21 protein-coding genes are annotated in these 26,694 nt (G+C 40.7%); 14 read left to right on the top strand and 7 right to left on the bottom strand.

Annotated elements, in window-relative coordinates; translation table 11 throughout:
- Positions 1-26: 26 nt before the first annotated feature.
- Together ACFG4S_RS26610 and ACFG4S_RS26605 are read right to left on the bottom strand one after the other, a co-directional pair.
- Positions 27-905, bottom strand: coding sequence for an SMP-30/gluconolactonase/LRE family protein (locus tag ACFG4S_RS26610; protein WP_392531933.1), 879 nt, complete (start codon positions 903-905; stop codon positions 27-29).
- Between the two features lie 720 nt (positions 906-1,625).
- On the bottom strand, positions 1,626-2,564 hold the full coding sequence (locus ACFG4S_RS26605) for an NAD-dependent epimerase/dehydratase family protein (RefSeq protein WP_392531932.1): 939 nt from the start codon (positions 2,562-2,564) through the stop codon (positions 1,626-1,628).
- 336 nt (positions 2,565-2,900) lie between these two features.
- On the opposite strand from ACFG4S_RS26605, the gene ACFG4S_RS26600 reads away from it, so the two are divergent.
- The 9 genes from ACFG4S_RS26600 (at position 2,901) to ACFG4S_RS26560 (ending at position 11,607) form a co-directional block, all read left to right on the top strand.
- A complete protein-coding gene (locus ACFG4S_RS26600; RefSeq protein WP_392536087.1) occupies positions 2,901-4,055 on the top strand; it encodes a glycosyltransferase in 1,155 nt (384 codons plus the stop codon).
- A 100-nt stretch (positions 4,056-4,155) separates the two neighbouring features.
- Positions 4,156-4,914 carry a sugar transferase gene (locus ACFG4S_RS26595; protein WP_392536086.1) on the top strand — a complete coding sequence of 253 codons (759 nt, stop codon included), beginning with the start codon at positions 4,156-4,158 and terminating at the stop codon, positions 4,912-4,914.
- Between the two features lie 702 nt (positions 4,915-5,616).
- Positions 5,617-6,696, top strand: coding sequence for a GDP-mannose 4,6-dehydratase (gene gmd, locus ACFG4S_RS26590; protein WP_392531931.1), 1,080 nt, complete (start codon positions 5,617-5,619; stop codon positions 6,694-6,696).
- 23 nt (positions 6,697-6,719) lie between these two features.
- The gene (locus ACFG4S_RS26585; protein ID WP_392531930.1) at positions 6,720-7,664 is read left to right on the top strand and encodes a GDP-L-fucose synthase family protein; all 945 of its coding nucleotides are present in this window, start codon (positions 6,720-6,722) and stop codon (positions 7,662-7,664) included.
- A gap of 324 nt (positions 7,665-7,988) precedes the next feature.
- Positions 7,989-8,543, top strand: a complete 555-nt coding sequence (locus tag ACFG4S_RS26580) for a 5-formyltetrahydrofolate cyclo-ligase (RefSeq protein WP_392531929.1) — start codon at positions 7,989-7,991, stop codon at positions 8,541-8,543.
- 37 nt (positions 8,544-8,580) lie between these two features.
- On the top strand, positions 8,581-9,585 hold the full coding sequence (locus ACFG4S_RS26575; RefSeq protein WP_392531928.1) for a catalase family protein: 1,005 nt from the start codon (positions 8,581-8,583) through the stop codon (positions 9,583-9,585).
- A gap of 335 nt (positions 9,586-9,920) precedes the next feature.
- Positions 9,921-10,262 carry a hypothetical protein gene (locus ACFG4S_RS26570; protein WP_392531927.1) on the top strand — a complete coding sequence of 114 codons (342 nt, stop codon included), beginning with the start codon at positions 9,921-9,923 and terminating at the stop codon, positions 10,260-10,262.
- The gene (locus tag ACFG4S_RS26565; RefSeq protein WP_392531926.1) at positions 10,259-10,684 is read left to right on the top strand and encodes an HNH endonuclease; all 426 of its coding nucleotides are present in this window, start codon (positions 10,259-10,261) and stop codon (positions 10,682-10,684) included. Before ACFG4S_RS26570 ends, ACFG4S_RS26565 begins: the two co-directional genes overlap by 4 nt.
- A gap of 86 nt (positions 10,685-10,770) precedes the next feature.
- Positions 10,771-11,607, top strand: coding sequence for a carbohydrate ABC transporter permease (locus ACFG4S_RS26560; protein ID WP_392531925.1), 837 nt, complete (start codon positions 10,771-10,773; stop codon positions 11,605-11,607).
- Positions 11,608-11,858: 251 nt separating this feature from the next.
- On the opposite strand, the gene ACFG4S_RS26555 is transcribed toward ACFG4S_RS26560, so the two are convergent.
- Both ACFG4S_RS26555 and ACFG4S_RS26550 read right to left on the bottom strand, forming a co-directional pair.
- The gene (locus ACFG4S_RS26555; protein ID WP_392531924.1) at positions 11,859-12,572 is read right to left on the bottom strand and encodes a sugar transferase; all 714 of its coding nucleotides are present in this window, start codon (positions 12,570-12,572) and stop codon (positions 11,859-11,861) included.
- 468 nt (positions 12,573-13,040) lie between these two features.
- Positions 13,041-17,009 (bottom strand): hypothetical protein, encoded by a 3,969-nt coding sequence (locus ACFG4S_RS26550; RefSeq protein ID WP_392531923.1) that lies wholly within the window; start codon positions 17,007-17,009, stop codon positions 13,041-13,043.
- Between the two features lie 865 nt (positions 17,010-17,874).
- Between ACFG4S_RS26550 and ACFG4S_RS26545 the strand changes: the two genes are divergently transcribed.
- The 3 genes from ACFG4S_RS26545 (at position 17,875) to ACFG4S_RS26535 (ending at position 20,594) form a co-directional block, all read left to right on the top strand.
- The gene (locus ACFG4S_RS26545) at positions 17,875-18,540 is read left to right on the top strand and encodes a Crp/Fnr family transcriptional regulator (protein ID WP_392531922.1); all 666 of its coding nucleotides are present in this window, start codon (positions 17,875-17,877) and stop codon (positions 18,538-18,540) included.
- 17 nt (positions 18,541-18,557) lie between these two features.
- A complete protein-coding gene (locus ACFG4S_RS26540; protein ID WP_392531921.1) occupies positions 18,558-19,298 on the top strand; it encodes a DUF2232 domain-containing protein in 741 nt (246 codons plus the stop codon).
- An 84-nt stretch (positions 19,299-19,382) separates the two neighbouring features.
- A complete protein-coding gene (locus ACFG4S_RS26535) occupies positions 19,383-20,594 on the top strand; it encodes a nicotinate-nucleotide--dimethylbenzimidazole phosphoribosyltransferase (protein WP_392531920.1) in 1,212 nt (403 codons plus the stop codon).
- 59 nt (positions 20,595-20,653) lie between these two features.
- Here the strand turns inward: ACFG4S_RS26535 and ACFG4S_RS26530 are convergent, their stop codons facing one another.
- Positions 20,654-21,028, bottom strand: coding sequence for a hypothetical protein (locus ACFG4S_RS26530; protein WP_392531919.1), 375 nt, complete (start codon positions 21,026-21,028; stop codon positions 20,654-20,656).
- 354 nt (positions 21,029-21,382) lie between these two features.
- Here ACFG4S_RS26530 and ACFG4S_RS26525 point away from each other — a divergent pair, with 354 nt between their 5' ends.
- A complete protein-coding gene (locus ACFG4S_RS26525) occupies positions 21,383-22,537 on the top strand; it encodes an extracellular solute-binding protein (RefSeq protein ID WP_392531918.1) in 1,155 nt (384 codons plus the stop codon).
- Between the two features lie 142 nt (positions 22,538-22,679).
- On the opposite strand, the gene ACFG4S_RS26520 is transcribed toward ACFG4S_RS26525, so the two are convergent.
- Positions 22,680-23,207: a hypothetical protein gene (locus tag ACFG4S_RS26520; protein WP_392531917.1), complete on the bottom strand. Its 528-nt coding sequence runs from the start codon at positions 23,205-23,207 to the stop codon at positions 22,680-22,682.
- 555 nt (positions 23,208-23,762) lie between these two features.
- On the opposite strand from ACFG4S_RS26520, the gene ACFG4S_RS26515 reads away from it, so the two are divergent.
- Positions 23,763-25,430 (top strand): S8 family peptidase, encoded by a 1,668-nt coding sequence (locus ACFG4S_RS26515; RefSeq protein WP_392531916.1) that lies wholly within the window; start codon positions 23,763-23,765, stop codon positions 25,428-25,430.
- 248 nt (positions 25,431-25,678) lie between these two features.
- Here ACFG4S_RS26515 and rsmH read toward each other — a convergent pair whose 3' ends face one another.
- Complete coding sequence (gene rsmH / locus ACFG4S_RS26510; protein ID WP_392531915.1) at positions 25,679-26,566, bottom strand: 16S rRNA (cytosine(1402)-N(4))-methyltransferase RsmH; 888 nt, start codon at positions 26,564-26,566, stop codon at positions 25,679-25,681.
- Positions 26,567-26,694 lie beyond the last annotated feature (128 nt).

Here is a 26,694-nt window from a genome sequence, read left to right as displayed (position 1 = left end):
AATCTCCAATCTCCAATCCCAAATTCCTAAAAATCATAGCTAGGTAATCCACTAACATCAGTGTGGAGAGCAAACAAATCACCAGAGTAAAAACTTTTGTCAATCTCCCCTTGGCTGAGTCCAACTGAAGCAGTAGTGATGTAGAGTGTTTGCAAATCTTCGCCGCCAAAAGTGCAACTAGTTGGCAATTGTACAGGTAAATTAATCCGCAATATCTCTTCACCCTTGGGATTAAAACGAATCACACACCATCCATCCCACATAGCTGACCAAATATTTCCTTGACTATCGATTGTCAACCCATCGGGGTAGAAAGATTCATGAGTTAAATCAACAAAAATCCGGCGATTAGTAATGCTGCCAGTTACTGAATTAAAGTCATAAGCATATATCTTTTGGTGAGGAGAATCACTCAAATAAAACGTTTTTTCATCGGGACTCCAACCCAAACCATTAGAGATAGTTAATCCCGTTTCCATTACATGTAATGAACCATCAGCATCATAGCGATAGAGGCTAGCATGAGGTTTTTCTAAAGCACACATTGAACCGAACCAAAAACGACCTTGAGAATCACATTTGCCATCATTAAGACGGTTATTTGGCAGATTTGCTTCAATTTCTAAAATGGGAGTAACTTCACCTGACTGGGTGTTGAGGAATGCCAAGTGACGATGGAGTGCCATAATTAATCTATCTCTACCTGCTGTGGCGATCGCCCCTACTACATCTCCCACATCAAAAAACAAGTCTTTTCCCGTAGCAGGATTGAACTGATGTACCCGATGGTTAAAAATATCCACCCAGTAAAGCAGCTTTTTAGTCGAGTCCCACATTGGGCATTCCCCTAACCGAGCGCGGGCTTCTAAAACATTGTGGAGTGGATATTGCAAAACCTGGCTCATTTTATCAACCAACAACAGTATTTACAGAAAGTAATTTCAGTAGCCCTGAGATAATTCTCAAAAATATTTGCCTGACTAGTACAGGAAATTATCATTCCTGTTTCAGTAAAAACCAAAGAGGCGATAAATTGCGTCTTTCCCAGGTAGAAAAAAATATTTTTCTTTTGACTTTAGCCAAACCTTTACCGCAATCGCTTATGGTTACGTTAGTACGATGAAAGGGGAAATTGGATTTCTACGCAGCTAGAACAAGAAATACGACAGGCCGATCAAGAAAAACAACGTGCTGATAAATTAGCGGCGAAGTTGCGAGAATTGGGCATTAACCCTGATGAGGGGTAATAGTGCATAGCGCTCTTTTATGACTCTGATGAAAGAAAAAAATGTAGGTTGGGTTGAACTTTAGTGAAACCCAACAAAACCAAGGATTTTTCGTGTTGGGTTTCGTCCCTCAACCCAACCTACTCGTAAATTTATCAAAGCCTTAAAACTCAAGGGTTATGAATTTTTATTTAACGAGAGTAATAGAAGAGCGATAGGGTACTTCAGCCTTTTGAGTCAGAATTCATTCTGAATTCTGACTCCTGAATTCTGTTTGATAATTACGAATTACGAACTTGTACTGAGCGTCTTGCCCTGAGTTTCGACTAAGCTCAACTACCGCGTTGGTCATTGACCATAGCCGAAATGAGCCGAAATGAGCCAAAGGGAGCCGAAGTATTACGAATTATTTAAAATCTCTTCATCTACAGAGAAATCAACATCAGCTTTATCTCGACCAGAAGCCAAATAATCATTCTCGAGAGAGTCTTGTAATCCCGAAATCAAATCATATTTAGGTTGCCAATTTAATTCTGTTTGTGCTTTATTCACCGAAGCAAAGAAATGCTGCACCCGCATCGGAAAAGCTTTACGCTTGCCGAAATCAAACTTTTTCGGGTCGTAATGGACGATTTTTACAGTATCCGGTGATTTACCAGCCGCTACAGCACTAGCACGGGCTAAACCATCAAAAGTGACAAAGCGATCGCCAGAGATATTATAAATCTGCCCTATGGCTTGTTTGTTGCCTAAAACTTGAGTCATTGCTAGTGCTAAATCTTCGACATGGCCTAGCTGCGTGATATGCAACCCATTACCAGGGATAGGAATGGGGCGATCGCGCACAATTCGGTCAAAAAACCAACTTTCCAACTCATTATAATTACGAGGCCCGTAAATATAAGTAGGACGAATAGAAGTAAAAGGCAATCCCAACTGAGTCAGATAAGCTTCCGTTTCATGTTTACCCTTGTGGCGACTCTTGGGGTCTACCGCATCGCCTTCTACGTGGGGTAATTGGTCAGATTTGAGATACACTCCCGCCGAACTCATATAAACAAAATGTTGCACCTTATCTTGAAAAATCTCCGCTAGTGGTTGAGTATCAGTAAGTTCTCGGGCATTATTGTCAAAAATCACATCAAAATTTTCTGGTGATAATTTTGCTTTTAATTGAGCAGCATCAGTGCGATCGCCTATAATTTGTCCTACTCCCTGTAAAGAAGGTGCTGGTCGATTCCCACGATTAAACAGCACCACTTCATGTCCTTGTTCGATTAGTAGCTGAGTCAAATAGACACCAATGAACCGAGTGCCACCCATAATTAAAATTCGCATAGATTCTCATTCCTATATCAATTTTCGTCAAGGGAGTGGGGGAGATGACGGAGTAGAGGAGAACAAGGAGACAAGAGATAAACAAAACTCCTAACTCAGCACGGGCTAAACGCTCCGCTATCGATATACAGCACTCAGAACTGTTTTGCCCAATACCCATTCCCCAATCTGAGATTATCAGGTTGCAGCATCCATCTGGAACCTCTAACAGAAAGATTGCGTCCAACTTGCTAATCTGGGGCGCTTCCCATTAATTAATCACAACGGGAAATTTTTCAGTCGGAGTCTAAGAAAACTATTTTGAATTTTGAATTTTGAATTTTGAATTCTTTAGCTGTGCCCTTGAAATATGCTCTGGTTCATGAGTGGCTGACACCCAAAGCCACCGGTGGTTCAGAACTCGTTGTACGAGAAATTTTGAATCACATTGATGCTGATTTGTATGCCCTCATCGATTTTGAATCGAGTAACCCTGAAAGTTATTTATATAAGCGTCAGATTGGCAAGACGTTTCTTCAGCAATTTCCCAACGCTCGCAACGGTATACAAAAATATTTGCCTTTGTGGCCTTTAGCTATTGAACAACTGGATTTGCGCCATTATGACGTAATTCTGTCTTCATCCCATGCTGTTGCCAAGGGAATCCTTACCACTCCGGATCAGTTGCATATTTGCTACTGTCACAGTCCTATGCGGTATGCCTGGGACTTGACTTTTGATTATCTACACCACAGCAAAGTAGGTAGTGGTTTACCTGGGTGGGTAACGCGATATTTATTACATAGTTTGCGCCAGTGGGATGTATTAAGTGCCAATCGCGTTGATTACTTCGTTGCCAACTCCCAGCATACAGCTCGGCGGATTTGGCGTTGTTACCGGCGAGAAGCAACAGTCATTTACCCACCTGTCAATATTACGGAATTTCCATTTTCTCAACAAAAAGAGGATTTTTACCTGACAGTTTCCCGGTTAGTGAGTTATAAGCAAGTATCGTTGATTGTCAAAGCGTTTAATCAACTAAAACTACCATTGGTAGTCATTGGCATAGGAGAGGAAATGAAAAATATTCGTGAGATGGCAAACTCAAATATAGAAATACTCGGATGGCAACCCGATAATGTGGTAAAAAAATATATGGCTAGCGCTAAGGCCTTTGTGTATGCAGCTTGTGAAGATTTTGGTATTGCCCTAGTGGAGGCACAAGCCTGTGGCACGCCAGTAATTGCCTACGGTGCAGGAGGCGCCCTAGAAACAGTGCGAGATATTCGCTCTTGTGCGGATACAGGAACAGGCATATTCTTCAGAACGCAAACAGAGGTGGCTTTAGTGGAGGCAGTAGAAAAGTTTGAAGTATATCAGGGTTCGTTCAGTTCTGAGTATATGCGATCGCACGCCGCGCAGTTTTCACCGCAAGTCTTTGCAGATCGTTATCTAGATTTTGTAAACAAGTGCAACGAAAAAAGACCTTTTTTCAATAATCGTCTTAGTTAATCTACTGATTTTTTTAGGCTTTTGGCAATTTACCCCCAGAAGCACCTCATTTTGGCTTTAAGATTGGGACTATGTGTGGTGTGGATTATTAAGGAGTATGATGACTGCCCAGAGCTCACTCCTCTCCGGCAAGCAAGGTGTACGGCAAGACACTAGAGCGTCTACGCGTACTCTCTTAAAACGCGGTCAAAAAACAAAGACGCCTAGACTTAAACCTAAAGGTTTATCTTTTCAGGGTTTAAACGGAGAGTTTGCCAAGCGACTGTTCGATATAGTCTTTTCGCTGTCGGTGTTGATTTTGTTTTTCCCCGTTTACTTAATTTTGGCCTTGCTCATTGCTTTCAGTTCAGAAGGTCCGATTTTTTATGTTCAGGAACGGGTAGGGAAAAACTACAAACCATTTAACTGTATTAAGTTCCGAACAATGGTAAGCAATGCGGACGAAATCCTCGTGCAAATGATGGAAACATCGCCCCAATTGCGGCAAGAATTTGAGAGTAGTTTTAAGCTAAAACAAGACCCGCGGATTACTAAAATTGGTCGATTTTTGCGAATTACTAGCTTAGATGAATTTCCCCAGTTCTGGAATGTTTTAAAAGGGGATATGAGTGTAGTCGGACCTCGCCCATTAGTAGCAGAAGAACTGCCAAAATATGGTTGTTATATTGATGAGATTTTAACAATCCGTCCAGGAATTACCGGTTTGTGGCAAGTGTCTGGGCGTAATGACATTCCCTATCCTCGGCGAGTCCAAATTGACCTGCATTATGTCAAATTCCGGAATTTTTGGCTTGATTTATGGATCATTCTGAAAACTGTTGATGTGGTCATTCTCCCCAAAAATAACGGGGCATATTGAGTAACTACTGAGGTTGATTCTGTGGGGCAGTCAATGCCCCCAAGTACTAATTCTTCCGTTAAAACTAAACGGCTACATTCAACTGCTCAGATAATTGTCCTCAGGCTTTCACTAAAATACATCGGACAATATTAATTTTTATCAGATCTTTTTAAGAACAAAATACTCTGTGAATCAATCTTAAATACTTAATTTATCGTAATATAAACGGTCTAAAACCCCTAACTCTACACTTAGTCTCAGTTACCCAGGAGAATCTAGCTAAAGTCGGGTTTCTCTCAATACGATTTGGTTAAAGTTTTAATCTTTAGAAAATTCCCCAATCCCCCTTAGAAACAGGGACTAAGGATTGGGAATTGAGGTCTGAATCCTCAACCAAATCTTACTCATATTTTCTTCCCCAGTACCCAGTCACCAGTCCCTATTTCAATTTTGAATTAGTTAATAAGGCTTGAGAAAAATTAGAGGTGTGTGAAGTTTTTATAATAATCAAATAATCACACATAAAGTTAAATAATTTTTGATCTACCTAAAGTACGCCTGACTTGTAAAATTACTTTTATTAAGTATATTTATTTACGAATAAATTCCGCCATAAACTAGAACTCGTAGGTTTCCCATTAGGCAATTCAGCGATTAACTGCTAGCTTGTATCATATTGCCTGTAACTTTCTAATCAAAGAGACTAAGGAATAATAGAGTATGACACAAAAAAAGCGAGCGTTGATCACTGGTATTACCGGTCAAGATGGTTCATATCTGAGTGAGTATTTATTAGAACAAGGTTATGAAGTTCATGGGATAATTCGTCGGACTTCAACCTTCAACACAGACCGCATCGACCACATTTACGAAGACCCGCACAAAGAAGGAGTGCAGTTATTTCTTCACTACGGTGATTTGACAGATGGGACAACACTGCGGCGGATTTTAGAAGAAGTCAAGCCAGTAGAAATTTACAACCTGGGCGCTCAATCCCATGTCAGAGTCAGCTTTGACTCCCCAGAATATACAGTGGACTCAGTGGGAATGGGGACACTACGTTTGTTAGAAGCAATTCGAGATTACCAACAGCGTACCGGAATTCAGGTGCGGTTTTACCAAGCAGGTTCTTCAGAAATGTACGGTTTGGTACAGGCAATACCTCAAAATGAAACAACGCCATTTTATCCCCGCAGTCCCTATGCTTGTGCGAAACTATACGCTCATTGGCAAACGGTAAATTACCGTGAATCTTACGATTTGTTTGCTTGTAACGGCATACTTTTTAACCACGAGTCACCACGACGGGGTGAAACCTTTGTCACCCGCAAAATTACTATGGCAGTGGCCAGCATCGTTGCCAAAAAGCAGAAAAAAATCTATATGGGTAATCTAGATTCTAAGCGAGATTGGGGCTATGCCAAAGATTATGTAAAAGCAATGTGGTTGATGTTGCAGCAAGAGCAACCAGATGATTATGTAATTGCTACTGGTGAAACCCACTCAGTGCGGGAATTCCTAGAGTTAGCATTTAGTTATGTAAATCTCAATTGGCAAGATTATGTCGAGTTTGACGAACGTTATCTACGTCCTGCTGAAGTCGAGCTGTTGATTGGGGATTCTACCAAAGCACAGCAGAAATTAGGCTGGAAACCATCGGTAACCTTTGAGGAATTAGTTTCCTTAATGGTAGAAGCAGACTTGCAAGCCTTGGGTTACACTTCACCTAATGGAAATGGTTCCCAATTTCCACATGATATTGCGACTATTCGCCAAGAACTGGGCGCTTTGCACTTCTGATTTGGACCACAGAGGATAAAAATATGACCGCCTTAGAACTAAAAAATAAACGCATTCTCGTCACTGGCGGGTCAGGGTTTCTCGGTCGTCAGGTGATAGATCAACTGTGTAAAGCAGGGGCTGATCGTCAGAAAATTACGATAGTGCGATCGCGGCAAAACGATCTGCGTGTTTGGGAAAATTGCCAACATGCAGTTGACCAGCAAGACATAGTTATCCATTTAGCGGCTCATGTTGGCGGTATCGGTCTCAACCAGGAAAAGCCCGCAGAGTTGTTCTACGATAACTTGATCATGGGAACCCAGCTAATCCACGCTGCCTATGAAGCCGGAGTCGAAAAATTTGTTTGTATTGGTACTATCTGCGCTTATCCGAAATTCACTCCAGTACCATTCAAAGAAGATGACTTGTGGAATGGTTACCCAGAGGAAACCAATGCTCCTTACGGAATTGCCAAAAAAGCACTTTTAGTCCAATTGCAATCTTACCGCCAGCAGTACGGTTTTAATGGTATTTACCTACTGCCAGTGAATTTATATGGTCCGGAAGATAACTTTGAACCAGGAAGTTCTCATGTGATTCCAGCCTTAATTCGCAAGGTTCACGAAGCCCAAATTCAAGGACAAAAACAACTCCCAGTTTGGGGTGATGGTAGTCCCACCCGCGAATTTCTCTATTCAGAAGATGCAGCCAGGGGAATTGTGATGGGCACCCAATTCTACAATGAATCCCAACCAGTGAATTTGGGAACAGGTGATGAAATTTCCATTCTTGATTTAGTGACTCTAATCTGTAAATTGATGGAGTTTAAGGGTGAGATTGTTTGGCAAACTGACAAGCCTAATGGTCAGCCCAGACGCCGTTTAGATACTGAACGCGCTGAGCTTGCCTTTAATTTCACCGCTCAAGTAAGTTTTGAGCAAGGGCTAAAGAATACTATTGAGTGGTATCGTCAACACGCTGCATAACTCTTACTTGTGTAGGGTGGGCAATAATGCCCACTTTACAAATAATTAAAAATAAAAAAACTAGTAGAATCGTCTCCTAACTGTAGATTGAGCTAGCCTAAAAGAAATTAAACATTTACTTACACTAAAATTCCATAGGGGACTGACAAATAAAAAAAAGCCAATTTTTCTTGTGAGGTGGATATCTTGTCCGCCCCACGCTTTGGGCGAGCGAGACGCCCACCCCACAATATTGGATAATTTATTTCTTGGTAATCCCTAGAATTTATCCGATCGCAGTGTCAGCATTTTAAGATTTCATTGCACCATCTCTAGATTCTTTCGATGGAAAAATCAGAATTACGCCGAAAGCTTCTGAAAACGCGCCAATCAATGTCTGTGCAAGAATGGAGAGAAAAAAGCGATCGCATTTGCTTCCATCTCCAAACCTCTGTTCTTTTCACCCAAGCAAAAACAATACTTGCTTACTTCAGCTTTCGCCAAGAACCTGACCTCAGTCCACTATTTACAAACACCAAATACCGTTGGGGATTTCCTCGCTGCGTTAATAAATCCCTGTGTTGGCACATTTGGAGACCTGAAGATTCTCTCCAAAGTGGCGCTTATGGTATTAGTGAACCCCATCCCCATGCCCCAACCTTAGACCCTAGTGAAATTGATTTGATTCTCGTCCCCAGTGTCGCTTGCGACTATCAAGGATATCGCCTTGGTTATGGCGGTGGATATTACGATCGCTTGCTGAGTTTACCGCAGTGGAAGACAAAGACCACCATCGGAATTGTCTTTGAGTTTGCCTATTTGTCCCAAATACCTATTGAATCTTGGGATAAACCGCTACAAGCTGTTTCTACAGAAACCGGATTGACTCGGAAAGGTTGAAGCTTCAGGATAATGAAGACACATTATCAAATGTTTTATGAGTAACCCAACGTCATCTACCGCCGATCAGGAAGCAATAATCGACGAAATTATCGCAGGTAGTCTCCAATCCCAACAAAAAACAGGCCCAGACCTCCGTCAAATTCATACCAAAAGTCATGGACTCCTTTCGGGAGAATTTATTATTGAACCCAATCTTCCTGAAGACCTGAGAGTAGGTTTGTTCAAAACCCCTAAAACGTATCCAGTATGGATTCGTTTCTCTAATGGTGGTTCGCCTAAAACGCGTGGTCAATTTAACTCTGATAGCCAACCTGATGTTCGCGGCATTGCCATCAAGGTGATGAATGTGGACGGACAAAAAGTGCTGGATGATGAAGAAAAAACTCAAGATTTTATACTCAACAATCATCCTACTTTCTTGGCTAAAAACGTTCGTGATTACGCCGATCTCCCCAAACTAAGTACTGAAGAACTTAGCCCAGAACGAAAGCAGGAACTTAATTACATCATTAAAATCTTAGGAGAAATTAACAGCAAGAAGGTAGGAAATCCGCTTTTAATTCAATATTGGAGTATGGCTCCGTTTAAATTTGGTAGTCGCATTGTAAAATTATCTGTCAAATCTCAACAGCGCGAACAACCACCCGAAATACTTCCAGAATCAGAAAATTACCTCCGGGAAGCAATAGTCAAATATTTGACTGAGGAAGGTCGAGAAGCATCTTTTGACTTCTTCATTCAGTTTTATGTAGATGATGAAAAAACACCGATTGAAGACCATATTCATGAATGGCAAGAAGCAGATTCACCGTTTATTAAAGTTGCAACTGTTCGCATTCCCAGTCAAAAATTTGACTTTGAAGAACGCAAACGGTTAGATGAGGGTATATTGTTTTCACCTTGGCATACACTGCTAGAACATGAGCCTGTTGGAAGTGTGAATCTATCTCGTAAGAGGCTTTACAGCGAACTTGCAAAGCATCGACGAGAACAAATTGCCCAACGCTTACGGGAACCACAACCTTATGTAGCGGGTTAAGATTAACCACTATAAATTGGCTTAAAAAAGCTCTGGAAATGTATGCAGATAAACTGGAGTTATGGCAATATTATCTGATGAGTTAGAATTGAAATACCCGAATTCCCAAGTCTTGAAATAAGTCAGTAATATTGTTCTTCAGGCAATACGTTTCGGTTAGCGCCAAAAGCCCTAAGTTGAAGCCGGGTTACAATTGTACTTAACCGAAACGTATTGTTTTTTAACGAATATTTTTAGCAATATTATAGATAGTTTTTAGATGGCTAATTCCTAAAAAAACGATTGATTATTGATAATAGATTAAGATAAAATTAATCAAATTATCAAGGAAAGCTATGTCTGACTCAGTTCAGTATGTCACTAACGCACAGGGCGAAAAAGTTGGAGTACTGTTAGATTTAGAAACTTACCAACAGCTAACGAACTTGTCTGTAGATTCTGAACTACTGATTGCTTTAAACCTAGATGAGTTACAAGCGTTAGCAGAAATTTCTTTATCTACCAAAAATCAGATACAATTACAGGAGTTATTAATTAAAAATTCTGAACATCATTTGTCAAATGAAGAAACTCAAAATTTAGATAGATTGTTGGCACAAGTAGACCAATTAAATATTATTAAAACTAGAGCTAGATATACATTAAATATCTTAAAAAACAAACAAAAAGTAGCGTGAGTGTTTACATTTCTGTTGAATTACAAAATAGAATTCGCAATCATTTTGCTGATTTTTGTGCTTACTGTCGCACTGCTGAAGCTTTAACAGTCACTACTTTTGAATTTGAGCATATCATTCCCTTGTCTGCTGGTGGGATAACTGCATTTGAAAATCTCTGCTTGGCTTGTCCATCTTGTAATCGTTATAAAGCAACTCGTCAAACAGCAATTGACCCCAATACTCAGAATGAGGTGAAATTATTTAATCCACAAGAGCAATTGTGGACAGACCATTTTGCTTGGAGTGAAGATGCTACAGAAGTTGTAGGACTTACAACCATTGGGAGAGCAACAATTTCTACTTTAAAAATGAATCGTCTGCAATTAACTCGTGTGCGTAAAATGTGGGTAAAAATGGGTGAGCATCCACCAAATATTTGACCAACTGCAAAATATTGGAAGCAAGTTGTAGCGTTATAAAGAAGGTTGTAATAAATATTTATAAAAGTCTGAGAGTTATTAATCAAATGCTGAACTGGAAAAAATCACGATCGCAAATTCTGCTAATGTATGCCCTATTGGGAGCGATCGCCCTAGTGATGCTCTTTCCTTTACTGTGGCTAATTAGCACAGCTTTAAAATCACCTACGGAAAATATTTCGCAGTCGCCACCGCAGCTGTTACCAAGTCAACCTACACTAGATAACTTTGTTAGTGTTTGGCACTCTCTACCTTTTGGACAATATTTATATAACAGCACCTTAGTATCAGTGCTGACTGTGGCCTTAAACCTGCTGTTTTGCGCTTTAGCTGCCTATCCGTTAGCAAGATTGTCGTTTGTGGGGCGAGACTGGATTTTTGTGGCGATCGTCTCTACGATTATGATTCCTTTCCAAATCGTGATGATTCCCCTGTATATTTTGACAGTCCAGTTGGGTTTGATAAATACTTATTTAGGCATGATTTTCCCGAGCTTAGCTTCTGCTTTTGGGATTTTTCTGTTGCGCCAAGCTTTTATGAGTGTGCCCAAAGAGATAGAAGAAGCCGCCCGCATGGATGGCAGTTCTGAGTTAGGTTTGTGGTGGCATGTGATGTTACCAGCAGTTCGCCCAGCATTAGTAACTTTAGCTATTTTTGTCTTTATTGGTGCGTGGAGTGACTTTTTATGGCCTCTAATTGTCATCCAAGACGAAAATTTATATACTCTTCCTCTGGGAGTTGCCAAGCTAGCAGGGACATTTTCCCTTGATTGGCGGTTGGTAGCTGCTGGATCGGTAATTGCGATCGCCCCAGTACTATTACTATTTCTGTTTTTACAGCGTTATATTGTACCCACAGAAACCGGTAGCGGTGTCAAGGGGTGAAGGCAATACTTTTCGGTTAAACCCAATAATCTCTTTTTTGGTCTGGGGAAAGGTTAAAGGGCAATGGGGAAAGGGAAATTCAAACCCTTTCCTTTTCCCCTTTCCCCCAAAACCCGAAAAGTATTGGGGGTGAAGGAGGAAAAGGCAGGGCAGGAAAAACTATTGATTATTCCCCAATCCCCAGTCCCCAGCGATGCACTGAGCTTGTCGTTGGCGCAGCCTCTCGCAGAGAAGTGTTCCCAATCCCCAATTCAATAAGCACCACTCTTTTTAAAGACTACCCAAATTGTTTTAATAATCAAACTCAAGTCATAAGTTACAGACCACTTACGTTGATAATCTATATCCATCTTGACGATAGTTTCAAAGTCTGTAATGCTGGAGCGACCATTCGCTTGCCATTCTCCAGTAATGCCTGGTTTGACTCGCAATCTATCCCAGTGATGTGAATCGTAATGCTTGACTTCATCAAAAGTGGGTGGACGAGTACCAACTAAACTCATATCACCTACTAAAACATTCCAGAATTGAGGGAATTCGTCCAAGCTAGTACGCCGCAAAAATTTACCCAAAGGAGTAATCCGAGGATCGTCAACAGATTTAAAGATGTGACCTTTGGCTTGATTTTTCACTAAATGCTTGAGTTTATCGGCATCAACAATCATGGAACGAAATTTCCATATCCGGAAGGGTTTTCCGTTCAAACCGCAGCGAATTTGGGAATAAAATATTGGGCTTGGATCGTATATAAACGTAACAATTGCTACGGGAATTAGTATTATAAACGTAATAACGAGACCTACAATTGCCCCAACAATGTCAATGAATCGTTTTCTGACGCTTACGGTTGAGGGGTGTGAGGGTTGTTCCGAGCAATCAAGGGAATAAAAATAAAGATGATTCACAAGGGCTAATTTATCTATAAAGAGAAGTTTTTGCATCATTTGCATCAGTAGTGTAGACATGGAGATGATTTTTATAACGCCGTGTCAACTCTCTCAAACCTAATGTGCAACACCTTCCCAATAAGTGAAGAAGAGTAATACCAATTCAAAATTCAAAATTAAGAAACCCAGATAAAATCAGGCTTTCCTTCTTTTGTATCTGTCACATTCTTTTTCAAATTGGTATAAGAATCAAAGCCTTTCAAGAGAGGGTTTTTAAGAAGAAGGCACATATGGCGTTTTTATCTGATTTTTCAATACTTGTGTCCTACTACTGAGTGACAATATACACAAAAGTATAAATATAAAAAAACCGAAAACCCAAATTTTACAAAATCTTTCAATTAAGCAGGTAGATTATAAATTTTCAGTATTTTTTTGTGAAAACCCAAAAATGGTGTTAATGCATAAAAATTTTGTGAGCAAAACTACTGTTTACTCACAAATTGGCTGCTTTTGAATTTTGTCGTCTAGCAAGCAATAATGGTCTCAATGATAAACCTCTAAGGCAAAATTAACCGAATATGGTTCCTCCAGTGATTGCTGATTACTAGCTTTGATCGCATCAAGATAGCGACGCAAAGATAAGAGTTGTTGAGAATTGGGACGGTAGGTGAGACTGCCTTGTTTTTCAAAAAGTGGTGCAGTAGCGATCGCCTGATAGTCAGGATTTTCTTGGGAAGTCTGGGTTAACCAGGTCGAGTCTGTGACTGAAGGTATCAAACCCGAAGGTAATTCACCTTCCAAAAAAGCTAACAGGCGTTGCTGACAAGTGCGGGTATTAATACCACGACCCTCAAATAACTGGATAACCTCACCAAAAGATAAAGGTCGGTCTGGTAGCAGACGCAGCAATTCTGTAAATAGGAAATAATCAGTGTATTGTTGTCTGGGTACATCTAATATTTGGGGATGCAAAGGTAGCATCACCAAACCATAGGCAACCCGACTACAATTAGGAGCGCCGTTTTCACCGAGATATAAATCTTGAATAATCTTGGCGCTGGGGAGTTTTTGTCGTAGCCAACGGTTCACCGTCCCGATACAAGCCACTCCACCAGTCAGGATAGCTTGATTAATTGCTTCTGTGGGAATACCACGAGCGACCAATAACTTGTTGAGTTCGCGGTTCAGGCGACGGACAAAGGGGATAAATACTTGGCTTTCTAAGTCTCGTCGCTGCAAAATCCACCGCTGATCGGCTAAATCCAGGGTAAAAGAGTCTTGGTGTTGCAAAATCAGCTTTAGAGCAAGTGCTGCATCTAATACCCCCTGTCCCAGCAGAGAACTTTCTAGGCGTTGCTGGAGACGAATCCGAGCCGTGATATCTGGTTCGCCGACTCGAGGTAGTTCTAATTCTTCCAACCCTAAACTCTGCCAATGCATTTGGTCTAAACCAGGAATTGATGGTTGCCATTGCCAAGGATTAGTGGTAGCAGTTTTGCTGTCGCTTTGGGTTTCTAAACGTGATTGTCGAGATTTAGGTGGTAAAAGCAGCTGACAGATAATGTCTTGTTCAATTCCCTTGCCAGCGTAGGCAAAACTGTGGAGCATGAAATCATTGTATGTTAATTGCACTAAGGTTTCTGGCACATCTACCAGCAACATTTCGGTGGCAGTTGCACCAATATTAATCACGAGGGTGTTGCCTACAAGAGGATGTTCGCTGGTTTTTGCTGGATGAGAATCTTCACCTTGGCTTAATTTTATTGCCTCACCGTTAGCAGCATCGAGTTCGGGGAGTAGACTAGCGATCGCTTCTTCAACAAAAAAGACTTGCTGGGGATGTTTGATCAGTTTGCTAGTGAGTACAGCTTCTCTAACGTTAAAGCGATATTGTTCCGACCAACTAGAGGGACAGGTGCAAATTACACCAGCAATACGATCAATAATCTTTGGGAAATTTTGTTGGTTAATTCCAACAGCAGCAGCAATTAAACTAGGGGTAGTACTAGTTTGATCGGATTTGAGGGTTAACAGTAGCTTAGAGAGCGATCGCACCACCCAAATTAAAGGCCCTGCCGAAAATTCATTTAATTGCAAAACAGGTTCCCATTTTTGCCGTTCGCTTTTATAAGGAATGGCTACTTGTAAATAAGGCTTCAACTGCGCCGAGTAAAGATTGTTGGTAGAATCTGCGGTCGATCTTGGTGGTGCAGGAGTTTTATCTTGGGCTACAGCCGCAGGTGCTGTATGTTCATGCACTTCGATACTTTCATTTTCTCCGTGGGGAACCGAAGCCGTGGGCAGATAAACTTCTGTTGGTAAACGAAACGATTGCTGGAAAGAAGTTGTTCCCGATGAGTTTTGTGATGACCAGTAGATAGGATGTACAACCAAAGAAGAACTATTTAATAATGCAGCGGAAATCCCTGTTGTACCCAAATCAATTCCTAAATACCAAACTGATTCTAGAGAATCATGCGAAACTTCTGTATCGTTTATCGAGTTGGAATTTGCAGGTATAGAAGTTTCGGAAATAGAATTTGTGTCTTGCTTTTTTTTTTCAGTTTCTACCTGGGTAACTGGTAAACTAGAGAAAGCTGCCGCTGAGATATTTTCTGCTATTTGGAGATTTTCAGAGAGTTCTTCAGGGGGAGCCGTAGGGATAGCCTCTTGATTTTTACCAACAGATTCCGGAAAAATATTTAAGTTAGTAGCTGGTTCTAACTCAAAATTTAGCTGTCGATCAAAATTAGCCAAATCCCGATCTAATTGCTGCAACTGTTCTTCATCTAAGGAAATATCAGGGACGACTAAAGCCTGATTTGACTCTAAAGAAAGTAAGTTTTCTTGTGGCGAAGCCGGAATATAGTTATCTAAAGAAGGTTCTTGCCGCTCGTTTGTAGCAATACCTTCAGTAGGGTTTGGCAGGGTAATTTCTGCTACTTCGGAACTGATTGGTGGTGTAATTGTGGCATCATTTAGAAGAGATGGTAATTCTAGTAGAAATTGGCGATCGCTATCTACATCAGCCAATAGATCGGTTAAGGTAGTAATTGTGTCATCCGTCGCTGGCTGAGTAATTGTTTCCCCAGATAAACTGTCTGTTAGCGAAGTTTTTGGTAGCGACGCTAGGTCATTATCCTCTTCAAAAAATAGTCCTTCTGCTGAATCAGAAGATAAATCTGTATTTTCTCCGTCAGCATGAGCATTACTAAAATCGAAAAGATCTGTGTCTGTTTTTTCAACAGAACTATCAGATATTACAACCTTAGAATCCACGGTTGGCGTGATGACGGATGCCTCATCAGGGATATTCAAAGTTGATAGAGAGTTTGTAATAGAAGCAGATAAATTATTACCAGTATCAAACAAACTGGCATAAAGTTGGTCTACTTCATCAGAAATTAACGCAGAAATATCTTCCGGTAATTCGGTCAGATTTTCAGAAGTTTGAGATGAGTCTAAGCCAAGCTGCAACAGCACTGCATCTAAATCTTCTGTGAGGTTAGTATTCTCTTGCTCTGGATTAATTGATGAAGTTTCGGGTTGTATCAGTTCTAAAGGATCTAGGACAACTTCAGTATTGATATTAGTTGCGTTAGCCACTGATAGAGGTATTGTTTTAGCTTCCACCCCCAGGAAAGATGATTGAGAACTAGGAGATTCTTGTTGCAAATGCTGAGTCAAATTATTGAGGAAGCTGGCCATCAACTGTTCGCCTTGCATTCCCTTGCTATGCATTCTTGCCAGAGCTTGCGATAAGGACTCGTAATAAGTATTAATGTTGCGCTGTAGTGCCTCAAAGACAACATTTACAGTTCCATCTAGTGATAGTAAGCGCCGATCTAACTCCTTAGCTAGCTGTGTTAGCTGCTCTACACGATCTGGCGATTCTAATAAAGGTTGATTTGCAAAATTTACTGGTTCTGAGTTTCCCTGATTAATTGCTCCTGAAGAATTGGGGGAATTTGCCAAATTTTGTGTTATTAAAGGCGTTAAAGTTGGCACAAGACGACTCATGAGTACCTGCAAAAACTCGGTAATCATTTGGTCTTGGTTTGTCAACTGTTGCGCTAGGGAATAGTTTTGCAAGCGCTTTTGCTCAAGCTGCCTAATTTCTTGTAAGAGAGAGGCACGCTCTTGCAATAGTCCTTCTAATTCTGATCGCAATGGCTGTATCAATCTGGAAAATTCAGTTTTTAATTGTTCTGCCTCAACAGTACTCTGTTCTTGATTCGCTGGAGACTGCGGTAGTAAAAGCTGGTTATTGCTTTGATCGATAAATTTTGTTAACAAGGGTGAACGCGGCTCTCCAAAAGACTGACTTTCGATGCTCCCCTCTAATACTTCTTTTTCTTGTAGCCTCACCAAGAAGTTGCGAATTCTTTCCAAAACCTCTTTCGGTTCTTGCGCCTGACCAGACAGAAATCTAGACAGGCGCTTACCACCGTTGGCAAGTAAGTTGTCAATGTCTGCAATCAGCCTTTGAATTTCATCTGCACTGGAAGTCACTTTCTATTACCTTAGCTATAACTGTACGTCAAGTAGTGTGACAATTACTTCACAATCAGCGAAGTTTTGAGTGGCAAAAGCCGCTACTTGGACTTCTGACTGTCATTATGTTATGGATTACTGCCAGTAGTGGCAATCTTCAGTCATTGTTTGTTGAAGAAAACTGCCGAGAAGTCTCCATATCAAGCGCACCGAAACTTGGGGATGAAAGGTGGGTGAAAAACTCAGGCTTTCCTTGCCGATCAACTAAGCTGATGCGCGTCTAAGAGTATATAAACACTCTTGATGGTCGTTGACTGTTAAATGTTTACGGTTAACGGTTAACGCTTAACAGTCATCAGATAAATGTACAAATTAAATGCGTAACAGATTAATACAGTTCAGTTATGCAGGGGACTGAGGGCTGGAGACTAGGAAGAGTTTTCTTCTCTACAAGACGCTGCGCCAACAAAATTTGGTTGGGGTCTCAATCCCCTTGCAAATTTTCCCAGCCTCAGTCTCTAATCCCCAATTGCCAGACCCTTTTTCAACAAGCTTAGCTTGATTGCTCAAAACCAGTAAAATATGTGAGCAATAATTTACTAGCTTGAGTATGATGAATGTTGTTTGCCTATATTCTTAGTAATCAAGTTTGCTAGTGCAGCTAGCCCCTAAACAATATTTCAGCAGACTATAAACTAGTTTTTGCAAAACTTTTACCCCATTTAAAGCCATAGGTAAAGATTGTTTAGAAAAGCGCTCTTATTACTTTCTTGTGTAGCATAGGTTATTTTTATTGTTGAAAGGGGGCTGTGCTTTGATAGCTTAGGCTTAAAAGAACGCTCTTGTGTGTCGTGTACATAGCAGCTTGAATGAAAATGTCGTAATGGAAGACCGATATGTGCCCTCCTTTTTTCAGGGGTTGCCAGAAGCAGTTGTGGAAACAGCCCTTACCCATCTTGTAACCCGTACTCACCCAGCTAATCAAGTAATTGTATTAGAAAATGACTGGGGTGGTGCTGTGTATTTTATCAGAGATGGATGGGTAAAAATTCGTACTTATAATTTAGAAGGAAAAGAAGTAACACTGAATATTCTTGGCAAAGAAGAATTGTTTGGTGAAATGGCAGCTCTGAGTGAAAAACGTCGAACTACTGATGTGATTACCCTGACTCCCACGCTAATTGGCAGTATTCCTGCTTCAGATTTTAGCAATTTACTGAAAATAGAACCTTTAGCAGGGCTTCGATTGGCAAAACTGATGGCAGAGCGTTTACAGCAAGTGAATCGGCGATTGCGCTTGCGGGAATCTGATAGCCAGTCGCGGGTAGCGGATACGTTACTATTTTTAGCAGAAGGACAGGGAAAAAAAGGGCAAACAGGAACCGAAATCCCCAATTTACCTCACCGGGAATTGAGTAGTTTAAGCGGACTGGCGCGGGAAACAGTGACGCGAGTGTTGACAAGGCTAGAAAAAAAAGGCTTGATTAGACGGGATCAAGACATTATTTGTATTCCCGATTTGCCAGCCTTGGAAAGAATGATCGTTTAACAACTTGTCACAATAATATGAGTACTTCAGATTCTCTGCCAGATGAGCCAGAGAAAAATCCACCCCCGGAATCTCAAACTCCCGCCAATCATTGGTTAGACAAACAAGAAAAGTTAACCCGTCCTCAACTTAAGGCTGATACGCCCCTGAAGATGGTGGAAACGGCGTTTTTAGCTAGTACTGCTAGCCTAATTTGGTTTATTAATTTCTACTTTCCTTTGGGTCCAGTTTTGCGGATATTTTTTCCGGTGCCGATCGCTCTAGTTTATCTACGCTGGGGCAAACGAGCAGCATGGATGGCAGCACTTACTTCCGGGTTACTTCTGACGGTACTGATGGGACCTGCCCGCAGTTTGCTGTTCGTCATGCCTTACGGATTTATGGGCGTGCTGTTAGGATCTGCGTGGTATCGTCGTCGTGTTCCCTGGATTGTTTCCATCACCTTGGGAACACTATTGGGTACTTTGGGAGTGTTTTTTCGGTTGTGGTTGTTGTCTGTGTTATCGGGTGAAGACCTCTGGGTTTATGTGATTACCCAGGTAACTGAGTTTCTTGAGTGGGCATTTCTGAAGCTGAGTTTATTAGCCAGTCCCAGTGTATTTTGGATTCAAATAGGCGCGATCGCTTTGATTCTACTCAACAACTTTATCTACCTCTTTGTAGTACACCTAGCATCGTGGCTGCTTTTTGACCGTCTAGGCAATCCCATTCCCCCTCCACCGCAGTGGGTACAAGTCCTGATGGATTATGAAGGATAGTTATTTGTCATTTGTCATTTGTTCAATAATGAGTCCTAAGTAATCACCAATGCCCAATGCCCAATTCCCAATTCCCAATTCCCAATGCCCAATTCCCCAATTCATATTTATACCCAAAAAGAACAGGGTGAAGATTGGCTGCGACGATATCGTGGTTGTCTACCCGTATTTGCCTGTGTTTTAGGATTTACTGAAACGGGTTTGATTCCAGGAATTTCTGCGGCTGGTCGCACTCCAGAGGATCGAAAATATACTGCTTGTGCTGATGCCGAGTTTTTGTACTACGGTGCCGAACATAAACCCCAATATCCATTACCACCGTTGGCGGCTGGGGCTTCGCCTGTGCTGATTTCTCGTGCTGTATTGGAATCGCTAAAAATACCAGTTTATTTGTTTAATGCTGGCTTACCCCAAGCTCCTGCTGTTCCGGTAATTGATTTGGGTGGCAGTCCTGCTAAGTGTTTAAGTGGGGCTGCTGCTATAGATATCACAACGGTACATCACTTACTTGAACAAGGACTACTTTGGGGAGAACGCCTTGCTGCCAATATTCAACAGGGATATTTGATTGTCGGTGAGTGCGTTGTCGGAGGCACTACAACGGCTTTAGCAATCTTAACTGGTTTGGGTATAGAAGCTACCGGAAAAGTTAACAGTAGCCACCCTATTTGTAACCACGAGCAAAAATCGGCATTAGTGCAAGCTGGGCTGGAGAGGATGAAGAAAGGGAAAGACACGGAAAGTTCCTTCCCCTCGTCCCCACGTCCCTGCGTCCCTACGTCTTCTTCCATCTTTGCTTCTCTACTCGATCCGCTAAAACTCGTCGCTGCTGTGGGCGATCCGATGCAAGTTGTGGTGGCTGGGATGGCGATCGCTGCTAGTCGTAGTTGTGGTGTAATGTTGGCTGGAGGTACACAAATGCTGGCAGTTTATGCGCTAATGAGTGCGATCGCTCAAGCTTACACTTTATCATGGCAACCAGAACAAGTAGTTGTGGGCACAACCCGATGGGTAGCAGAAGATCCTACTGGCGCTACTGTTGACTTAGCCCTTAGCTTAGATAAAGATAATTCAACTCAGATTGGAGGAACTCCTCCCCTTTTAGCAACTAATCTCAACTTTACTGATTCTCGTTATCCCCAACTCAGAGCTTATGAGGAGGGCTTTGTCAAAGAAGGTATGGGTGCTGGAGCAGCTTGCATCGCCGCCCATCTGAGCCAAGATTGGCCACAAGACCAACTTTTAGCAGCTATTGAAGCTCAACTTGAACGCCTTAGCCTGATAAATTACAAATAGCAAAACCGGAAACTTATAAAGCTCCGGTAAATATTTTAACTCAATAAATATTGACTAAATTAATGAATTCTTTCTCTAAGTAATTGTTCTTCTAAGGCAGCAATGCGGTTGTATGCTGCTGTTAATTGCGCTGTTAGTCGTTGTATTTGAATTTCTGGTGTTAAGTTACTATCGCCACCTTGACGATGCATATCTATATAAACGCCGTCTGTTAATACATCCTTGTGTTCCATAGCCGCATTTAAACCGATACGTCCTTTTACCTGGTAGCCTCCACTCGCGTTATTTTCCTGATAATTATCCTTTGCCTGTGTATTTGCTACTGAACACTCTGAAAAAGCTTGAGTTACTTTAATGTCAAGCTGCTCAATTACTTGGCAGAGGGCATCCAGTTTTTGACTTAAAGTCAGGATTTGCTTTTGTAATGGCTCCATTCAATACCCTCATCGGCAGATTTTCTTTATGTTATTCAATTTACTGCGAATCTTAACTATACTTATGAATTATTTAAGTATTCATATTTTTTGTGGCAATATGACATTTAAATCATTACTTCTAAATATTAAGTAAAGATTGAGCATCAGTACCCCTAAGGAAATTTATGGAGAAAAATTGGTCTTTAGGTAGCAATTTGCATAAAAACTCGCTAATTTGATTCAAATATTCAAATTTATCAATATTACCAGGGAAAAATGCCAAAAATTTGATAACTATACTTTTTTAGACAGTCAGTCTCTGTGAATCTCTGCTTAATATAGGTATAGTCAGAAATCTCAAATCCAAAATCAATGGATCGACGGTCTTTTTTACTAGGTACAAGTACACTGACGCTTTCGCAACTGCTTTTTGGCTGTAGTGGGAACAACCAGGCTCAACTAAAAGTACAGTTATTAAAAGGCTCTATACCAGCTCAGGTGGTTAATCAATTCCAGAAAAGTTTGCAACCACAGGTAGAATTGAAGTTTGCTCCTGTGGAGGAGATACAGGATTTATTTGGGCAATTACAAAATTGGCAGAAACCAAAAGCCTCTGATGAGGAGGCATGGAGCCGCTTTATACCCTTTAGGCAAAGTCAAAAAACTGCTCAAGCTGACCTCGTGACATTGGGAGATTACTGGCTAAAAGCAGCTATTGAGCAAAAATTGATTCAACCACTCCAACAGTTACAAGGAAACCAATTTAAGCATTGGTCGGGTTTAGATGAAAAGTGGAAGAGACTTGTAACGCGCAACGAAGAAGGTAACCTGGATACTGAAGGAAAGGTTTGGGGTGCGCCTTATCGCTGGGGTAGCACAGTGATTATTTATAACCGTGACAAGTTTCAAAAATTGGGATGGACGCCCACTGATTGGAGTGATTTGTGGCGAGATGAATTGCAGCAGCGTATTTCCCTACTCAATCAACCACGAGAAGTTATTGGTTTGGTTTTAAAGAAGCTAGGAAAGTCTTACAACACAGAAAATTTTGACCAAGTACCAGACTTGGAAAAAGAATTAGAGATATTAAACACACAGGTGAAGTTCTACAGTTCTATTGATTATTTGGAACCTCTAATGATGGGAGACACTTGGCTAGCAGTTGGTTGGTCTAGCGATGTACTACCAGTTTTAGGACGTTATCCAGAACTAGTAGCAATTATTCCGCAGTCAGGAACAGCAATTTGGGCAGACTTGTGGGTACGTCCTATAGATATTGCGACAAATGCTTTATCAGATCAATGGATTGATTTTTGTTGGCAACCAAGTACTGCTATGGAAATTTCTCTACTAACTAAAAGTAATTCGCCAATTTCTACAAATATTCTCGATTCTGATATTCAGAAGCCATTACGGAATTTATTACAAAGCAATCGCTCAGTTTTAGATAGAAGTGAATTCTTGCTTCCCTTATCCCCATCAGCAACCGAAAAATACGAATCTTTGTTTGTGAAAATTAAGGTTTAATTTGTCATTTGTTATTGCTTATTTCTTCCTCTACCTGCCCAGTCCCTACAGCGCAAAGTAAATGAACCACCCATTTTCAATGTCTGAAACCCTTGTAAACAAGTAATTACAAATTACGCCAAGCAATACTAGTCCCTAATTTCTACAAAGAACGCTTCAGCCCTATTTTGTTCTGAGTAGCCATCTGGATACTGCATAAAGCTGGACTGTTACTAAAGTTACAAGTGTAGCTTGCTAAGGATTCTTTTTGATAATTGAATACCCGAACATTGTAACCAAAGTTCCGTGCAGCGCTACCTAAACGATTCACGAAGTCATAGCGCTCTACGTATTCTAGTAAACTCCAAATTTGCTGATTTACTATTAAGTCAACTCGCGCAGGTTCTTTCTCAAAAGCTGGATATGCTATCCAATTATCCAATAGCTTTTTCTCGGAATTTTGTTGTGCCCACCATAAACTGGGAACGGTTAATCGTGTTGAGTTAATGGTGTTAGCTGTGATGATATAGTCTTTTGGCTTGGTCAATAAATCTAGTTCTAAAGGCGCACTAGAAGGCGATGGGATTGGGGGTGTTTGCGCTCTTGAAGGTGAGACTAGTAAAGCAGTCAAGCTAATAGTTAGTAGTAATGAAAACGATGTTTGGCGATCGGACAATTTGGCTAGATGCATAATGATGAAAAGTGCCTTATTTGAGGGTTTAGGGGATAGGGTGTAGGGCTTGGCTGGAAATACATCTTTTTTTCTTACTCCGGCTCTAAAGCTACTCCTCAAGGATTCTTTCAATCCCTACACCCCATACCCTATTTTCAGTAATATAAAAGTTAAAATTCGCACAATCTAAATTTTAATAGCAACGATGCGAATCGTTCGACAATCTGCTGTCTAAGTTCCTTGTTGATATAGTGTTGGCTTTAGATATTCTTCTAAGACGGGAATTACTTGTATTTGTTGCTCACTAGAAAGCCTTGTTAAAATATTCATACTTCATCCTCATCTTTTTTTGTAATAAAATTGGCATTTTGTTGTTAGATTTCATAGTAATTATTAACAATACAGCTTATAGCATTTCTCATTTTAGTGAGGTATATCTCTTTCCTTTCAGTGGTTAGAGAGTTTACCTCATGTAATTGATAACTGCTATTTTGTATATTAAAACTTTTGTTTTCCAAAGGTTTTAAAGTTTTCATGTGTCAAAAAACATTGCTATTTTTGAGAAAAATACTCATGCTCAATAATGATGTTAATAACAATTTGCTTTCGAGTCAAGAGTTAAATGTCACTTCAAAATCCTCACTAGATATCTTTAATACTAAGGATAACTACAGTCTCAACATCAGCGGTCGTAGTAGCTATAATGCCAATGATGCTGACGTGCAATTGCTAAATAAAAATGACTTAAAAATTAGCAGTGACAATACTGCTACTATCAGTGGAAATTATAATTCCACCACAGGTTATGGCTTAATTAATGCAGCAGCAGCAGTGGCTGAAGCTGCTGGTCAAAATACCTTTGCTGATGTTCCTAATCTTGGTGGTAATAATTGGGGAGCAGACCTTGTAAAAGCGCCAGAAGTTTGGGCACACGGATACACAGGTAAAGGCGTTGTTGTTGCTGTTATAGATACTGGGGTTGATTACAACCACGAAGATTTAAAAAATAATATCTGGACAAATAGCAAAGAAATTCCGGGTAACGGTATAGATGATGATGGCAATGGCTATGTTGATGATAATTACGGCTGGAACTTTTCAGACAACAACAATAACACCCTAGATAACAACGGTCATGGTACCCATGTTTCTGGAACGATCGCAGGAGAAAATAATAATTACGGTGTCACTGGCATTGCCTATGATGCCAAAATTATGCCTGTCAAAGTTTTGAATGAGTCTGGCTCTGGTAGTTATAGTTCTATAGCTAAAGGCATTCACTACGCTGTGGACAATGGAGCCAATGTGATTAACCTTAGCTTGGGAGGCGCATATTCCAATCGTACTCTAGAGTCAGCCATCAATTATGCCAGTAGCAAAGGAGTAATTGTCGTCATGGCGGCTGGTAACGATGGTGAGTCATCACCGGATTATCCCGCCCGCTATGCATCTAAGTCAGGAATTGCTGTTGGGGCGGTAGATAAAAACAATAATATAGCCGACTTCTCTGACCGCTCAGGAACAAATCAAATCGCCTATGTTACAGCCCCAGGAGTCAAGGTATACTCCTCACTTCCAAATAACCAGTATGCGACTTATAGCGGCACTTCTATGGCTGCTCCCCACGTTGCTGGTGTCGTTGCTCTAATGTTAAGTGCTAACTCCAAACTGACCGATGCCCAAGTACGTCAGATTGTCACAGAAACCGCAGGAAGTAGTACACAGAGTACAAACTCTAGTTTAAATATTTCTGATATCAGTTCTCTGACCAGTCAGGCAATTACAAAAACAGCAGAATATCTAACACCAAAAACTATCTCTAATTGGAATAGTTATGATTTTAGTTCTGCGAGTAATCAGGCCATTACACAAATAGCCAAATATCTGCAACCAAATACTATCGATAGTTTGAATAATTCTGATTTAGCTTCTGGGACTAATCAGGTGATGACAGAAATCACAAAATATTTGACACCAAATACTATCGCTAGTTTGAATAATTCTGATTTAGCTTCTGTTATCGGTCAAGCAATTACAGATACGTCAAAATATTTAACTTCATCTGAAGGTAGTAATGTATTAGCCAATACAGAATTATGGTCTCAATTACAAGACTATGACCAAATTATTAGCGATATCAATACAGATAGCAATGATGAAAATAATATTGATTATGGCAAATTACTAGAGGGAATGCAAAAACAAATGGATCAGTATAAAAAATTCTTCGGTATCGCTTAAAATGATAGCGATTTACAGTTGATTCTAATACAGAGCTAATAGTAACCTGATGTGCGTCTAAGAGTATATAAACACTCTTGATGGTGGTTGACTGTTGACTTTTAACAGTCATCAGTCAACAGATAACTGTTAAAACTAAATGCCTAACAGCTTATTTAGGTCAAAAAATCAACTAAAGGAAAAACTTTGTAGAGATTGTAGATGTGAAATTTTGCATCTCTACATTTTTAGTCCTAGTTTACCTAATTTTATCCCTCTTTTCTCTGGGCTACCCTAAACTTAGCAGAACGCGATCGCGGATTCTGACTAATTTCATCTTCTTGTGCAGTAATTGGTTTTTTCGTCAATACTTGCAACAAAGGTGAATTTCTTAAACTATGCTTTACCAAACGGTCTTCCAGACTGTGAAAACTGATAATCGCAATTTTACCACCAGGAATAAGCGCATTGGGTGCTTTATCCAACAAAGTTTCTAGGGATTTTAACTCATCATTGACGACAATTCGCAGAGCTTGAAAAACCCGTGTAGCTGGGTGAATTCTACCATAACGATACTTAGGGGGAACACAGTAAGCGATCGCCTCAGCTAACTCAACAGTCGTCTCAAAGGGACGCCGTTCCACAATGCGTCTAGCAATGCGCCGTGATAATCGTTCTTCACCGTATTTAAAGAAAATATCTGCTAATTCGCCTTCATCCCAATTATTAATCACATCAGCAGCAGTTAGCGATCGCCCTCGATCCATTCGCATATCTAAATTTGCAGCTTGGCGAAAGCTAAAACCTCGTTCTGCTTGGTCTAAATGGTAAGAACTCACCCCCAAATCGGCGAGGATACCGTCAAAAGTGTTAGGGGTAAAATCGTAGGCAGCAAAATTGCTATAAATAAATTTTACGCGATCGCCAAACTCTGCTAATTCTTTCCTTGCTGCTGCTAAAGCATCCTCATCTTGGTCAATCGCCGTTACTCGCACATCCGCCGCAGCTTCTAAGATTAGGCGACTATGACCACCACCGCCTACAGTCGTATCTAGATAATGACCTCCTGGAGATACCGCTAAACCTGCGATCGTTTCCTGCGGTAACACTGGTAGATGGGAAAATATCGGTTCTTCGATAGCTAGCTGACGATTCATGAGACTTAGGGCAAAAAACCAGAGATGAACTTTAATTATGTATTCTTTTCTTTGTGTCTTTGCCGGTTTCTAGCTAAAAAATAGGTTTTAAACCACAAAGACACAAAAGGAAAATATCATAAATTCCA

Source organism: Nostoc sp. C117 (genome assembly GCF_043099735.1).
Lineage (GTDB): Bacteria > Cyanobacteriota > Cyanobacteriia > Cyanobacteriales > Nostocaceae > Nostoc.
Note: the sequence above shows the minus strand (reverse complement) of the source record. Positions and strands in the feature narration are given on the sequence as shown.

What these genes read in the sequence shown, in the direction of transcription:
- ACFG4S_RS26515 (WP_392531916.1), top strand. Translation starts at nt 23,763, where the DNA reads ATGCTCAATAATGATGTTAATAACAATTTGCTTTCGAGTCAAGAGTTA.
- ACFG4S_RS26525 (WP_392531918.1), top strand. Translation starts at nt 21,383, where the DNA reads ATGGATCGACGGTCTTTTTTACTAGGTACAAGTACACTGACGCTTTCG.
- ACFG4S_RS26580 (WP_392531929.1), top strand. Translation starts at nt 7,989, where the DNA reads ATGGAAAAATCAGAATTACGCCGAAAGCTTCTGAAAACGCGCCAATCA.
- ACFG4S_RS26605 (WP_392531932.1), bottom strand. Translation starts at nt 2,564, where the DNA reads ATGCGAATTTTAATTATGGGTGGCACTCGGTTCATTGGTGTCTATTTG.
- ACFG4S_RS26520 (WP_392531917.1), bottom strand. Translation starts at nt 23,207, where the DNA reads ATGCATCTAGCCAAATTGTCCGATCGCCAAACATCGTTTTCATTACTA.
- ACFG4S_RS26540 (WP_392531921.1), top strand. Translation starts at nt 18,558, where the DNA reads ATGAGTACTTCAGATTCTCTGCCAGATGAGCCAGAGAAAAATCCACCC.
- ACFG4S_RS26595 (WP_392536086.1), top strand. Translation starts at nt 4,156, where the DNA reads ATGACTGCCCAGAGCTCACTCCTCTCCGGCAAGCAAGGTGTACGGCAA.
- ACFG4S_RS26560 (WP_392531925.1), top strand. Translation starts at nt 10,771, where the DNA reads ATGCTGAACTGGAAAAAATCACGATCGCAAATTCTGCTAATGTATGCC.
- ACFG4S_RS26570 (WP_392531927.1), top strand. Translation starts at nt 9,921, where the DNA reads ATGTCTGACTCAGTTCAGTATGTCACTAACGCACAGGGCGAAAAAGTT.
- rsmH (WP_392531915.1), bottom strand. Translation starts at nt 26,566, where the DNA reads ATGAATCGTCAGCTAGCTATCGAAGAACCGATATTTTCCCATCTACCA.
- ACFG4S_RS26535 (WP_392531920.1), top strand. Translation starts at nt 19,383, where the DNA reads ATGCCCAATTCCCCAATTCATATTTATACCCAAAAAGAACAGGGTGAA.
- ACFG4S_RS26555 (WP_392531924.1), bottom strand. Translation starts at nt 12,572, where the DNA reads ATGTCTACACTACTGATGCAAATGATGCAAAAACTTCTCTTTATAGAT.
- gmd (WP_392531931.1), top strand. Translation starts at nt 5,617, where the DNA reads ATGACACAAAAAAAGCGAGCGTTGATCACTGGTATTACCGGTCAAGAT.
- ACFG4S_RS26530 (WP_392531919.1), bottom strand. Translation starts at nt 21,028, where the DNA reads ATGGAGCCATTACAAAAGCAAATCCTGACTTTAAGTCAAAAACTGGAT.
- ACFG4S_RS26575 (WP_392531928.1), top strand. Translation starts at nt 8,581, where the DNA reads ATGAGTAACCCAACGTCATCTACCGCCGATCAGGAAGCAATAATCGAC.
- ACFG4S_RS26545 (WP_392531922.1), top strand. Translation starts at nt 17,875, where the DNA reads ATGGAAGACCGATATGTGCCCTCCTTTTTTCAGGGGTTGCCAGAAGCA.
- ACFG4S_RS26610 (WP_392531933.1), bottom strand. Translation starts at nt 905, where the DNA reads ATGAGCCAGGTTTTGCAATATCCACTCCACAATGTTTTAGAAGCCCGC.
- ACFG4S_RS26585 (WP_392531930.1), top strand. Translation starts at nt 6,720, where the DNA reads ATGACCGCCTTAGAACTAAAAAATAAACGCATTCTCGTCACTGGCGGG.